Below are 13,412 nucleotides of genomic sequence, written 5' to 3' on the forward strand. Positions count from 1 at the left end.
ATAAAGGATAGTGGTCTGACCACTTTATAATGTAGCATAAAAAGGAGTTTGGACATGGAAAACTCTCGTCCATCATCGAAACGATTTCTGGATATTGTTTCGGATCTGCGTACGATCATTAAAGAAGAAGGTGCCGTCATAGGGGATAAGTTACCTTCTGAACGTGTGCTAGCGGATCGGTTGCAAGTGGGTAGATCCACAATTCGAGAAGCACTCCGAAGTCTTGAACTTCTTGGACTGATTGAAACAAGAAGAGGAGAGGGAACGTTTCTCGCGGACTATAAAAAGCATCAGCTAGTAGAGATTCTTTCTACATTCATTATGCAAAATCCACAATCATTCAAGTCTGTGGATGAGACGCGAAGGATTCATGAAAGAGCAGCCATTGAATGTATTTCCAATGATCCTGAAAGAAGAACGCTGCCTGTATGGGAAAGTTTTTTAGAGAAACTAAAAGGAATAGAGCCGATCATCAGGGAAGAGTTGTTGCAAGAGATCGTAGTGGTTTCAGAAAATCGCTTGTCGTTGAAAATTTGGTTTTTATTGAAACAATATAGCCGCGCTCCGTTTCATGAAACTATGGCGGAAGACGAAAAAGAAGTTGCATCGAATTTACTTAAAGAGATGATGAACGGGAACAGCCAACTAGCCGTTATGCGGTATGCGGACTGGCTTGACATCGTCAACGGTGAAAGAAGGGACGAACACGAATGCTAAGGGACCTATTTACAAATGTGAAAAAACAACAGGCAATTATGCCGAATGCGAAGTCTAAGAGCGATGTACCTGAAGGAATTATGACGAAATGTCCAGCTTGTAAGCACGTTGAACCAACAAAAGAACTGGGCAAGCTCCTTAAAGTTTGTCCTAAATGTGATTTCCATTTCAAAATGACGGCACATGAACGAATCGATTCCTTGATAGATGAAGGAACGTTTGTATCTATGGATGATCATCTAGGGACTGAAAATCCATTGGAGTTTCCTGCATACATGTCGAAAGTGAAAAAAGATGCAGAGAAGACGGGTCTCAACGAAGCTGTGCTTACAGGTACAGGAAAGATTGACGGAAATGAAGTAGCAATTGCCGTCATGGACGCTCATTTTCGAATGGGGTCAATGGGATCAGTTGTTGGTGAAAAGATTACGAGAGCCGTCGAAAAAGCGACGGAGCTTGGAATTCCAATGCTCATCTTTTCTGCAAGTGGTGGTGCACGCATGCAAGAAGGCGTCCTGTCTCTGATGCAAATGGCAAAAACGAGTGTTGCATTAAATCGACACTCAGAAAAAGGACTTTTATATATCTCTATTATGACCTATCCAACAACGGGTGGGGTTTCGGCGAGCTTTGCTTCTGTCGGAGACATCAATCTTGCAGAGCCAAAAGCGCTTATTGGATTTGCGGGTCGCCGAGTTATTGAGCAAACCGTTCGTGAAAAGTTACCTGAAGACTTCCAAACGGCTGAATTTCTACTTGCACATGGTCAGTTGGATGCAGTCGTCCATCGTGTAGACATGCAGGATATGCTTTCTCGCATCATCCGACTTCATACGAAGGGGGAGGCAGTACAATGAAAAAGACCATGTCATTTGAAGAGCCTATTATAAAGTTACGAGAAAAAATTCAAGAATTAAAAGAGTTTACAGAGACGAACGAAGTCGACTTGTCTGATGAAATCCGGAATTTAAATGATCGCTTAATAAAGTTGGAAAATGATATTTATGGCAACATGGAGACGTGGGAACGTGTTCAAGTAGCACGACATCCTGAACGACCGACAACGTATGATTATATTGGAGAATTGTTTGAAGATTTCATAGAACTTCATGGCGATCGTGCATTCGGAGATGATGCTGCGATAGTTGGTGGAATCGGTTCGTTCGATGGAAAACCAGTTACAATTATCGGTCATCAACGTGGTAAAGATACAAAAGAAAATGTAAAGCGTACATTTGGAATGCCTCATCCTGAAGGCTATCGAAAAGCATTGCGCCTGATGAAACAAGCTGAAAAATTCCGCAGACCGATTATTTGTATGATTGATACGAAAGGCGCCTATCCAGGGCGGGCAGCGGAAGAGCGCGGACAAAGTGAAGCGATTGCTCGCAATCTTGTAGAGATGGCAAGTTTCACTGTACCCGTTATCTCAATTGTTATTGGAGAAGGAGGAAGTGGGGGCGCGCTAGCTCTAGGAGTTGCGAATCGTATCTATATGCTTGAGCACTCTACCTATTCGGTCATTTCGCCTGAAGGCGCTGCCTCCATACTTTGGAAAGATGCTGCATATGCAAAAGAAGCAGCAGAAGCGATGAAAATCACCGCACCCGATTTGTTAAAGATGGGAATTATTGATGAAATCATTCCTGAAGTTTTAGGTGGCGGACATCGTGATCCGAAACAACAAGCAAAAAATATGAAGGCTGTTTTATCAAAGGCGCTTACTGATTTAAGTAAGTTAGATGGTGATGAGCTCGTTCAAGACCGGTATGATAAATTCAGGAAAATTGGTGTGTTTACTGAGTAATTTGTGTCAATTTACTTTGCTGTAAGGAGGGTTTACGGATGAAGAAAATCGCTGTATTAACAAGTGGTGGAGATGCGCCAGGTATGAATGCTGCTGTACGGGCTGTCGTCCGGAAAGCGATCTATGAAGGACTCGAAGTGGCAGGCGTTTTTAATGGTTACCAAGGATTAATAGACGGGAAAATTGAACTTTTACAACTTGGATCTGTAGGTGACATTATCCAACGAGGGGGAACTATGCTTCGTTCAGCACGTTGCCCAGAATTCACTACGATCGAAGGTCGAGAAAAAGCGCTCAAACAGCTGAAATTGAATGGAATTGAAGGTGTGGTCGTAATTGGGGGAGACGGTTCGTTCAGAGGTGCATTGGAGTTATCTAAACTTGGTATTCCTTGTGCGTGCGTTCCGGCTACAATTGATAATGATATAAACGGGACTGACTTCACCATCGGTTTCGACACAGCATTGAATACAGTTATCGATGCAATTGACAAAATAAGAGATACAGCTACTTCACATGAGCGGACCTTCATAGTAGAAGTGATGGGGCGTAACGCAGGTGACTTGGCTCTTTGGGCTGGTCTTGCTGGTGGAGCCGAAACCATTCTCATCCCTGAAGAGACGTATGATTTACCTGATATCCTTGAACGTCTGAGACGAGGAACGCATCGTGGTAAAAAGCATAGTATTATAATTGTCGCCGAAGGAGTGATGTCCGCTTCCTTGCTTGCTGAGAAGTTAAGTACAGAAGAAGGCATCGATACCCGCGTATCTGTATTAGGACATATTCAGCGTGGAGGCTCACCATCTGCACGAGATCGAGTGATTGCTAGCCAATTTGGTGCACGCGCTGTCGAAGCATTGAAGAACGGTGGCAAAACAACCGCAATTGGTATGAAAAATCATCAAGTCATTGAATATGATTTATCACGTGTATTTGATGGGGATCCTGAATTTGAGAAGGATATGTATACGTTATCGAAAGAATTATCTATTTGATGAAAATCAGTGAAAAGGAAGTGGCCTGAACCAATGAGAAAAACTAAAATCGTCTGTACAATCGGTCCAGCAAGTGAATCACTAGAACGTCTAGAGCAACTAATCGATGCGGGGATGAATGTGGCGCGCTTGAACTTCTCACACGGAGATCATGATGAACATCTTCAACGCATAAAAGCAATTCGTAAAGTAGCAGCTGCTAAACAAAAAACTATCGGAATTTTACTTGATACGAAAGGACCTGAAATTCGGACGCATTCCATGGAAAACGGATTGATTGAATTGACTGCAGGTCAAAAGATTGATGTATCGATGCAAGAAGTCGTTGGGACGAAAGAGCGTTTCTCAATCAGCTATGACCAACTTATTGACGATGTAGATAAAGACGATACAATTCTTTTGGATGATGGTCTTGTCATGTTGAAAGTGCTAGGTAAGAGCAAAGCTGAAGGTTTGATCCACACCGAAGTGATGAACTCCGGAGAGCTGAAGAACAAAAAAGGTGTCAACGTTCCTGGTGTTTCAGTTCAGCTTCCGGGGATTACAGAAAAAGACAAAGAAGATATTCTGTTCGGGATCGAACAAGAAATTGACTTTGTCGCTGCTTCCTTCGTCCGCAGAGCGGAAGATGTATTAGAAATTCGTGAACTGTTAGAAAATAATTCCGGTTCAAATATCCACATCATTCCTAAAATAGAAAATCAGGAAGGCGTCGATAATATTGATGCTATCATCGAAGTATCAGATGGACTGATGGTTGCTCGTGGAGATCTGGGTGTAGAAATTCCTCCAGAAGAGGTCCCGGTCATTCAAAAACAACTAATTCAAAAATGTAATCAGGCAGGTAAACCTGTTATCACAGCAACACAAATGCTAGATTCGATGCAGCGGAACCCACGTCCTACACGTGCAGAAGCGAGTGACGTTGCTAACGCGATTTTTGATGGTACCGATGCAATAATGTTGTCAGGTGAAACAGCAGCCGGTTTGTATCCTGTAGAATCTGTGGAAACAATGGTCCGAATTGCGAACAAAATCGAAGAGTCTTTCGATTATCGATCTTTCATCTCAACACGCCGTAGAGAAAAGCACGGTAACTTGACGGATGCCATTGGACAAGCTGCTGCATATACAGCGATTAACTTAAATGTGAACGCAGTAATTGCTCCAACTGAAAGCGGAACGACAGCTCGCATGATCTCTAAATATCGCCCTGGATGTCCGATCATTGCCGTAACATCTTCTGAGCAAGTTGCTCGTCGTCTTACACTTGTGTGGGGTGCTTATCCAATCGTAGGAACACGTGTTAGTTCAATTGACTCGATTCTTGAAGGATCGGTCGAAGAGAGCGTAAAACATAAATACGTGACGCACGGCGATGTCGTAATTATTACGGCTGGAGTGCCAGTTGGGGAAGCAGGTACAACAAATCTGATGAAAATCCATGTCATCGGGGATCTTCTTGTAAAAGGACAAGGAATCGGCAAATCTGTAGCATATGGACGAGCAATCGTTGCCCGCAGTGCAGCAGAAGCAGAAGCATTCGATGCAGAAGGTGCAATCCTCGTGACGAATTCTACTGACCGTGATATGCTTCCTGTACTTGAAAAGTGTGCTGGTCTCATTACAGAAGAGGGCGGACTTACAAGTCACGGCGCAATTGTTGGATTGAATTTAGGCATTCCTGTAATTGTCGGTGTGAAAAATGCTACTGAAATCATCAAGCATGATAAGGAAATTACAATGGACGCTGAAACTGGTGTCGTCTATAAGGGTCATGCTAAAGTTCTATAAACAAAAACCGCTACCTAACTTTAGGATAGCGGTTTTTCTCGAAGAGGAGACATGAAAATGAAATGGTTAGTGCTTCTATTTTTAGTCGTTCCTGCAAGTGAACTTACGTTATTGCTTGTTGCTGGAAGCCAATTAGGCGTTATGCCGACACTATTGATTATTCTCATTACGGGTATTGGCGGCGCTTATTTGGCAAAAAAACAAGGTTTCAAAGCGATTGTAGAATTTAAGGAGCGAATCGCTGCTGGAGATGCACCAGGACCGCCAATCATTGATGGATTGTGTATTTTTGCAGGAGGCTTGTTGCTACTAGTCCCAGGTTTCATGACAGATTTGATAGGTCTGTTACTACTTTTTAGCTGGCCTAGAAAAATGATTCGTCCGTTCATCATTCAGCAAATTTACAAGAAAATGAAAAAGGGAACGCTCATCATTCGATGAACTTCGGGTGGTTTCTGATTTTCATGGCTGTAAACAAAAGGAATGGCGTCAGTAAAATCCCAGGCAAACCGAATAAGTAGAATGAACTAGCGGTGATGAGAAATGCATGGACTGGCTTGACCCGAAAAGTGGATGCCCACAAGTAGGACTCTGCGATTTGGCGAGTCACAAGTGTTAGGATATAGAGCAACAGGAGTGCTGAGCCGAATATATAGTTTCCTGTATAAAAATAAAAAAGAATCATCGGAAGAAGGAACAACCCAATTCCTAAGAAGGGCAGACTGTCTGCAAGGGATATTAGAAAAGCAGTTCCAATCGGTGATGAAAACGATAGGAAAAAGAAGCCGATACACAACAGTAGAAATGTTAAACAAACTAGACGAGCTTCAATGGAAATGAAATGACCGATGAGTTCTCCTGACTTCTTAAAAAGACGATGTGCCTGTCTACGCATAGATGCTGGAAAGTAGACGAGGAACCAAAAACGATCTTTTCCTGTTTCGCGTAGTGCAAAGAAAAAAGCAACTAGGAAAATAAAGAGAGTGAACACTTGTTGGAAGAGAACTCCTGTGAATTTGACTGTGTGTTCAACAAGAGTTTGACCCGCTGTTAGTACATTTTCTTTTAAAAATGTAATGGCAACGCCTGACCAGTCCTGGTTTCCTGTATAGGGCTCCAAATGACGCTCAGCAATTGGTAAAGTATCAATTAGCCCTTGAATTGCCATTGTTGAAATCCCTACTACCAAACTGATGATGATGGACATAGCGACCAACGCAGAAAGTGTTCTAGGTAAACGCAGGATGTGGTTGGTGAAGTTCACAACAGGTGCTGCAAAGTATGCAAGTATAATTGCGATACCAGCTGGGGGAACAAGAAATATAAAGATTCCTCCGATTACTCCAGGTAGGAATGGGACGATGTACTGTTTGAAAAAGGAAGTAGTATTCAGCTTTTTAATAGAAATTCACTCCGATTTAATAGATTTCCTGGAAATCCTGTGCATTTTCATTCACAAAACCGACAAAGTTGATTATAATGAACGTTGTAAGCGTTTTTAGGCGGAAACAATATTAGCAGATCAGCCGACTGCCCCAACCGGTAGGCAAAAAATTAAACGGGTGGTTAGACGGCTGCTGACTGAAGGAGAGAGTTTCATGACATCTACTAAAGGTTTAGAAGGAATTGTAGCGACACAATCCGCGATCAGTTCAATCATCGATGATACCCTTACATACGTCGGGTACGACATTGACGATCTTGCAAATAATGCGAGTTTCGAGGAAGTCGTCTATCTTCTCTGGCACCTGCGTCTACCAAAGCAAGATGAGCTGGCTGAATTGAAGCAGCAATTGGCAGACAACATGTCCGTTCCAGAAGAAGTGCTCGCTCATTTCAAAACGTATCCAATCAAAGACGTCCACCCGATGGCAGCATTGCGTACAGCAATCTCCTTGTTAGGGTTATATGACGCGAAGGCTGAAGATATGTCCAAAGAAGAAAACTATCTGAAGGCGATTAAACTACAAGCGAAAATTGCAACTGTTGTTACCGCATTTGCACGTATTCGGAAAGGTCTCGATCCAGTAGCTCCTGATACAACTCTTGGATATGCAGCAAACTTCCTTTACATGCTCAATGGTAAAAAACCGGAGCCGATTGAAGAAGAAGCATTCAACAAGGCACTTGTTTTGCATGCAGACCATGAGTTAAACGCATCTACGTTTACAGCTCGTGTTTGTGTTGCTACCCTTTCAGATATGTATTCAGGTGTTACAGCTGCAATTGGCGCCCTTAAAGGTCCATTGCACGGTGGCGCAAACGAGCAAGTTATGAAAATGTTAATGGAAATTGGCGACGAAGACAAAGTGGACGAGTACATCCATAACAAACTTGCGAACAAAGAAAAGATCATGGGCTTCGGTCACCGTGTTTACCGTAAAGGAGACCCACGTGCTAAGCACCTTCGTGAAATGTCTGAAAAGCTAACTGAACTGCGCGGAGAAGGTAAATACTTCCGTATGTCCGAGCAGATTGAAAAAATCGTTACTGGCGAGAAAAAATTACCGCCAAACGTTGATTTTTATTCAGCTTCGGTTTATCATTCACTTGGGATTGATCATGATCTATTTACTCCGATTTTTGCAGTTTCCCGCATTTCCGGATGGATTGCACACATTCTAGAGCAGTATGAGAACAACCGTCTGATCCGTCCTCGTGCCGAGTACATCGGACCAGATATGCAAAAATATGTGCCAATCGATCAGCGCTAATTAGCAAAAATCTTTGGGGCGGTATATAAGTATACCGGCCCTATACTTATGACTTTGGGAGGAATTATAATGACTAACGAAGGTAAAATTACAGTAACAAACGGTGTATTAAACGTTCCCGATCACGCAACAGTTCCATTCATCATTGGTGATGGAACAGGTCCTGATATCTGGCATGCAGCTTCACGCGTACTTGAAGGCGCAGTGGATAAAGCGTATAACGGCAAACGTAAACTAGTTTGGAAAGAAGTGTTAGCGGGAGAGAAAGCATTCAACGAAACAGGAGAATGGCTTCCACAAGCGACACTCGATACGATTGACGAATACCTAATTGCGATTAAAGGTCCTTTGACTACTCCAATCGGTGGCGGTTTCCGTTCATTGAACGTTGCTCTTCGTCAAGAACTTGATCTTTATACATGCCTACGTCCAGTTCGTTACTTTGAAGGTGTTCCTTCGCCAGTCAAACGCCCTGAAGACTGCGACATGGTCATCTTCCGTGAAAACACAGAAGATATTTACGCAGGAATTGAGTACAAAGAAGGTTCTGACGAAGTTAAAAAACTTATTAAGTTCCTACAAGATGAGCTCAATGTTAAAAATATTCGTTTCCCTGAAACTTCTGGACTTGGCATTAAGCCAATTTCTGAAGAAGGTACAAAACGTCTAGTTCGCGGTGCTTTGAACTATGCTATCAGTGAAGGCCGTAAATCATTGACACTTGTACACAAAGGAAACATCATGAAATTCACAGAAGGCGCATTCAAAAACTGGGGATATGAAGTAGCTGAACAAGAATTCGGCGACAAAGTATTCACATGGAACGAATACGATCGCATTAAAGATGAAAAAGGTACAGATGCTGCAAACAAAGCACAATCTGACGCTGAAGCTGCAGGCAAAATCATTGTTAAAGATTCTATCGCTGATATCTTCCTTCAGCAGATCTTGACTCGTCCGAAAGAGTTCGACGTTGTTGCAACTATGAACTTGAACGGTGACTATGTTTCTGATGCACTTGCTGCACAAGTTGGCGGAATCGGAATCGCACCAGGCGCTAACATTAACTACCTAACAGGACACGCGATCTTCGAAGCAACACACGGTACTGCACCGAAGTATGCAGGTCTAGACAAAGTAAACCCATCATCTGTTATTCTTTCTGGTGTTATGATGCTTGAGCACCTTGGCTGGAACGAAGCTGCAGACATGATTACGAAGTCTATCGAAAAGACAATCGCTTCTAAAGTGGTAACGTATGACTTCGCACGCTTGATGGATGGCGCAACTGAAGTGAAGACTTCTGAGTTCGCTGACGAGCTAATCAAAAACCTATAAGTTTACGTTACGTAATCGACAGGTACACAATAAGTAATGGACAAAAAGCAGAGCTTCAATCGTAGCCTCTGCTTTTTGTTTATATAAAAATACTTCAATCCTCAAATGTTATTTCAAGATATTGTATTTTCTTCAATTTGTATAGGCAATATCATTAGTCTTATAGAATCCGTTGATTGGAGTGGAAGGCGGCGACTCCTGCGGGAACAGCGCGAGCTGAAGACCCTGCACTGAGCGCAGCGAAGGAAGCGGCTGAAGCCGTGCCCGCGGAAAGCGTCCGCCTGCAACGGAAATCAACACAGTTTAATATTCTGTTCAGCTTTGATTAATCCAATTCTGAAAGGGAGTTTTAATATGTCTATGATTCGTAAAAAAGTTTCTGTTATTGGTTCTGGATTCACGGGGGCGACGACTGCGTTTCTACTTGCTCAGAAAGAATTGTGTGACGTAGTGTTGGTGGACATCCCGAATATGGAGAGCTCAACGAAGGGGAAGGCGCTGGATATGCTAGAAGCGAGTCCTGTACAAGGATTCGATGCTTCCATCATAGGAACGGCTGACTATGCAGACACCAAGGATTCGGACCTGGTCATCATAACAGCTGGTATTGCGCGCAAACCGGGGATGAGTCGAGATGATCTTGTTCAGACGAATCAGAAGGTCATGAAGTCGGTGACAGCTGAAATCATAAAGCATTCACCTAATACGATGATTCTTGTCTTAACGAATCCGGTCGATGCGATGACATATACGGTCTACAAAGAATCAGGATTGCCGAAAGAGCGCGTGATTGGTCAATCTGGAGTATTAGATACGGCTCGTTTCCGGACGTTCGTTGCGCAAGAACTAAACATTTCTGTGAAGGATGTATCTGGATTTGTATTAGGTGGCCATGGAGACGATATGGTACCACTCGTCCGTTATTCATCAGCAGGTGGTGTTCCGATTGCTTCATTGCTATCAGCAGAGCGTATTGAAGAAATCGTACAACGGACGCGTAAGGGTGGAGCAGAGATTGTTAACCTCTTAGGCAATGGATCGGCGTATTATGCACCTGCTGCGTCTCTTGTGGAAATGGCAGAAGCGATTCTCAAAGATCAGAAACGCATTATTCCTGCGATTGCCTATCTGGAAGGTGAATTCGGAATGAATGGGATTTACTTAGGGGTCCCGACGGTTCTCGGAAAAGACGGAATCGAAAAGATTATTGAGCTTGAGTTAACAGACGAAGAGAAACAGGCATTAAGTAAATCTGCAGACTCCGTAACATCCGTCATGCAAGTGCTCGCCTAGTAAACTTATAAATCGAGTAGTGATGGTAGACACTACTCGATTTATTTTTGTTTTATGATAGACTTTAAAGAAGTAGGATAAGTACCTAATAAGGGGGACTTTTTTTGATACTTGGTAAAAAAAGAAGAGTCGGTAGAGGGATTCAAGATATTAAGGTCGGCGAGAAACTTAAATTGACTGAAAAGATAGAAGACAGGGATCTACTTCTTTATCTTGGATTAACGAATGATCCCAATCCAATTTATATTCAACATGATTTCGCTGCACAGACAGATGTCAAAAAACCGATAGTGCCCACGCTCATGCTTACTGGTATTATCACTTCAGCTGTTTCTAAATATTTACCAGGTCCAGGATCCTATATTCTCGCTCAACATTTGGAGTTTCCTGTTCCGGTTTATCATTATGAAACTGTAGAGATCACATTGGAAGTTCAACTAGTTCTTGTCGAAGAAAATAAAATCGACATTAGCGTGACCGCCGTAAATGAATCTGGAGAACAAATAATTACCGGCTATGTAAGTGTTGCGGCCCCTGAATTAAAAGAAAAACAACTCACATCACAGTCATTGGATAATTTTTAATATGGATACAATGGAAGCAATTTCAACGAAAACGATATTAATCGTAGAAGACGACCCGTCGATTTGTACACTTCTTGACTATAATCTGAAACAAAATGGTTATGAGACGCTAATAGCAACAAATGGTATAGATGCTTTGGAAAAAGCTACGAAGAATAAACCTGACTTGATTTTACTTGATATTATGCTTCCAGGAATGGATGGTATCGATGTCTGTCGGAACCTAAGGCAGCGTAATATGGAAACCCCCATCATCATGTTGACAGCACGTGGGGACGAGACAGATAAAGTATTAGGGCTAGAGATTGGCGCTGACGATTACATGACCAAGCCATTCAGTCCACGTGAACTCACTGCTCGGGTGAAGGCGGTTTTGCGCCGTGCTAATGGTCCCAAGCAGCCGAGCGATAGTATTAGTATCAATGGGTTGACGGTATATCTTGAACGTTATCAGACTGAACTGAACGGAGAACTGCTTGAATTCACACCAAAGGAATTCGAACTTCTTGTGCATCTCATGAAACACAAAAATCGTGTATTATCACGAGATCAGCTATTATCCGCAGTGTGGAATTATGATTTTAGTGGAGATACTCGTATTGTAGATGTTCATATTAGTCATCTTCGCGACAAAATTGAAGAAGATACGAAAAAGCCGCGTTCCATTAAAACTGTGCGGGGAATCGGCTATAAGTTCGAGGAGTTTTCATGAAAAAAGATGGTCATTCCCAAAGGATCCTACTCACAACTAGTGCTACACTAGTTGTCTTTTCAATTGTTTTATGGGTTGTCATCAGTCAATTCTTCAATGTGGTGGGTGTGAATATAGATCCATCTTTGGAGAAGAAATTTTTGCTCTATTTAACTGCAGTGATCGTACTGTTCCTGATTTTAAGCTTGTTTACGGTATCACGAGTTATCTATCATTTTACAAAACCAGTTGACGAATTGACACTCGTTGCTAGAAAACTCGCAAGCGGAGACTACAAAGCCCGTACGAGTGTGAGTGAATTCAGAGATCTTGGAAATTTAGCTATTTCCATTAACCAGATTGCACGGAATGGTCAGGAAACCCAAATTGTAAGATCCATGGAAAAAGAACGGCTTAAAACACTTATTGAGAGTATTGGCAGTAGTTTACTCATGCTTGGTAGAGGTGGAACGGTTAATCTGATGAATGGGGTTTTTGCACAAACATTTCACGCATCCTCTCCTGATACAATTGGTAAATCCTATAAAGAAATCGGTTTGCCCTTAGCGGCTGAAAAGTTAATCGAAGATGTTTTTCTATCTGAACAAGTTCATGAGCAACAAATACGAATCCAGCAAGACAATGGCCCACTTGACTTAACTGTATATGGGGCACCAGTTATAGGGCGCCACGGGAATTGGTTGGGAATCATTGTGGTGTTCCACGACATTTCTAAAATCATCCGTTTGGAAGAAGTTCGAAAAGATTTCGTTGCGAACGTTTCTCATGAATTGAGAACGCCCGTTACATCCATTAAAGGGTTTGCGGAAACGTTATTGGATGGTGCTCTTTCAGATCCTGTTATTTCAAGAGATTTCATCACGATTATTGAAAAAGAGAGTGGACGGCTCCATTCCCTTGTTTCGGATCTATTGGAGTTGTCTGGAATTGAACAACATGGATTCACGCTTAACTTATCGGAAGTGGATGCTGCCATTACAATACAAGAAGCCACTCAACTCGTCTCCGGAAAGCTTGCTGAAAAGCAAATGACAGTAGAGATTGAAGAAATGGACAAATTAGTGCTTGAAGCTGACAGCGGGCGCCTTATGCAAGTGCTTGTTAACTTGTTGATCAATGCAATCACATATTCCAAACAAGGTACAACGATACGTATATCCGGAAAAAAAGACCTTGACTCTGTTTTGATTTCAATTGCAGACGAAGGCATCGGTATTGAAAAGGAAAAGTTACAAAGAGTGTTTGAACGATTTTATCGTGCTGATTTAGCAAGAAGTCGTGAATCAGGCGGCACAGGTTTGGGTCTAGCAATCGTGAAGCACTTACTGGAAGCGCATCACGGAAGTATCTGGGTGGAGAGTGAGCTAGGTGAAGGATCAGAGTTTTTCGTAAAGCTGCCTATCCAGCAACACCCGCATTCAGCGGAATAGAGAAGGACCTCGTCGTTTTCATTTC

13 protein-coding genes are annotated in these 13,412 nt (G+C 42.5%); 12 read left to right on the forward strand and 1 reads right to left on the reverse strand.

What is annotated here, in order from left to right:
* Positions 1-54 precede the first annotated feature (54 nt).
* Genes DVB69_RS12700 through DVB69_RS12725 form a run of 6 tightly spaced genes read left to right on the forward strand, consistent with a single transcriptional unit; the run spans position 55 to position 5,757 of the window.
* Positions 55-717 carry a FadR/GntR family transcriptional regulator gene (locus DVB69_RS12700; protein ID WP_116019471.1) on the forward strand — a complete coding sequence of 221 codons (663 nt, stop codon included), beginning with the start codon at positions 55-57 and terminating at the stop codon, positions 715-717.
* Positions 711-1,574, forward strand: coding sequence for an acetyl-CoA carboxylase, carboxyltransferase subunit beta (gene accD / locus DVB69_RS12705; protein WP_116019472.1), 864 nt, complete (start codon positions 711-713; stop codon positions 1,572-1,574). Before DVB69_RS12700 ends, accD begins: the two co-directional genes overlap by 7 nt.
* Positions 1,571-2,524, forward strand: a complete 954-nt coding sequence (locus DVB69_RS12710; RefSeq protein WP_116019473.1) for an acetyl-CoA carboxylase carboxyltransferase subunit alpha — start codon at positions 1,571-1,573, stop codon at positions 2,522-2,524. Before accD ends, DVB69_RS12710 begins: the two co-directional genes overlap by 4 nt.
* Before the next feature lie 38 nt (positions 2,525-2,562).
* Positions 2,563-3,522, forward strand: a complete 960-nt coding sequence (gene pfkA, locus DVB69_RS12715) for a 6-phosphofructokinase (RefSeq protein ID WP_116019474.1) — start codon at positions 2,563-2,565, stop codon at positions 3,520-3,522.
* Between the two features lie 33 nt (positions 3,523-3,555).
* Positions 3,556-5,316, forward strand: a complete 1,761-nt coding sequence (pyk, locus tag DVB69_RS12720; protein WP_116019475.1) for a pyruvate kinase — start codon at positions 3,556-3,558, stop codon at positions 5,314-5,316.
* 57 nt (positions 5,317-5,373) lie between these two features.
* Entirely contained in the window at positions 5,374-5,757 is a 384-nt protein-coding gene (locus DVB69_RS12725) for an FxsA family protein (protein ID WP_116019476.1), read from the forward strand.
* Here DVB69_RS12725 and DVB69_RS12730 read toward each other — a convergent pair.
* Entirely contained in the window at positions 5,747-6,724 is a 978-nt protein-coding gene (locus DVB69_RS12730; protein ID WP_116019477.1) for an AI-2E family transporter, read from the reverse strand. The genes DVB69_RS12725 and DVB69_RS12730 overlap by 11 nt on opposite strands.
* A 190-nt stretch (positions 6,725-6,914) precedes the next feature.
* Here DVB69_RS12730 and citZ point away from each other — a divergent pair, with 190 nt between their 5' ends.
* The 6 genes from citZ to pnpS all read left to right on the forward strand — a co-directional run bounded on the left by citZ (position 6,915) and on the right by pnpS (position 13,387).
* Positions 6,915-8,030 (forward strand): citrate synthase, encoded by a 1,116-nt coding sequence (citZ, locus tag DVB69_RS12735; protein WP_116019478.1) that lies wholly within the window; start codon positions 6,915-6,917, stop codon positions 8,028-8,030.
* A gap of 69 nt (positions 8,031-8,099) precedes the next feature.
* Positions 8,100-9,368 (forward strand): NADP-dependent isocitrate dehydrogenase, encoded by a 1,269-nt coding sequence (icd, locus tag DVB69_RS12740; protein WP_116019479.1) that lies wholly within the window; start codon positions 8,100-8,102, stop codon positions 9,366-9,368.
* Positions 9,369-9,722: 354 nt separating this feature from the next.
* Complete coding sequence (gene mdh, locus DVB69_RS12745; protein ID WP_116019480.1) at positions 9,723-10,661, forward strand: malate dehydrogenase; 939 nt, start codon at positions 9,723-9,725, stop codon at positions 10,659-10,661.
* 104 nt (positions 10,662-10,765) lie between these two features.
* The gene (locus DVB69_RS12750; RefSeq protein WP_116019481.1) at positions 10,766-11,245 is read left to right on the forward strand and encodes a MaoC/PaaZ C-terminal domain-containing protein; all 480 of its coding nucleotides are present in this window, start codon (positions 10,766-10,768) and stop codon (positions 11,243-11,245) included.
* Position 11,246: 1 nt separating this feature from the next.
* Entirely contained in the window at positions 11,247-11,957 is a 711-nt protein-coding gene (locus DVB69_RS12755) for a response regulator transcription factor (RefSeq protein WP_304466158.1), read from the forward strand.
* On the forward strand, positions 11,954-13,387 hold the full coding sequence (gene pnpS, locus DVB69_RS12760) for a two-component system histidine kinase PnpS (RefSeq protein ID WP_116019482.1): 1,434 nt from the start codon (positions 11,954-11,956) through the stop codon (positions 13,385-13,387). The genes DVB69_RS12755 and pnpS overlap by 4 nt, the downstream gene beginning before the upstream one ends.
* Positions 13,388-13,412: the final 25 nt, after the last annotated feature.

It is taken from the genome of Sporosarcina sp. BI001-red, assembly GCF_003384035.1.
Taxonomy (GTDB): Bacteria; Bacillota; Bacilli; order Bacillales_A; family Planococcaceae; genus Sporosarcina.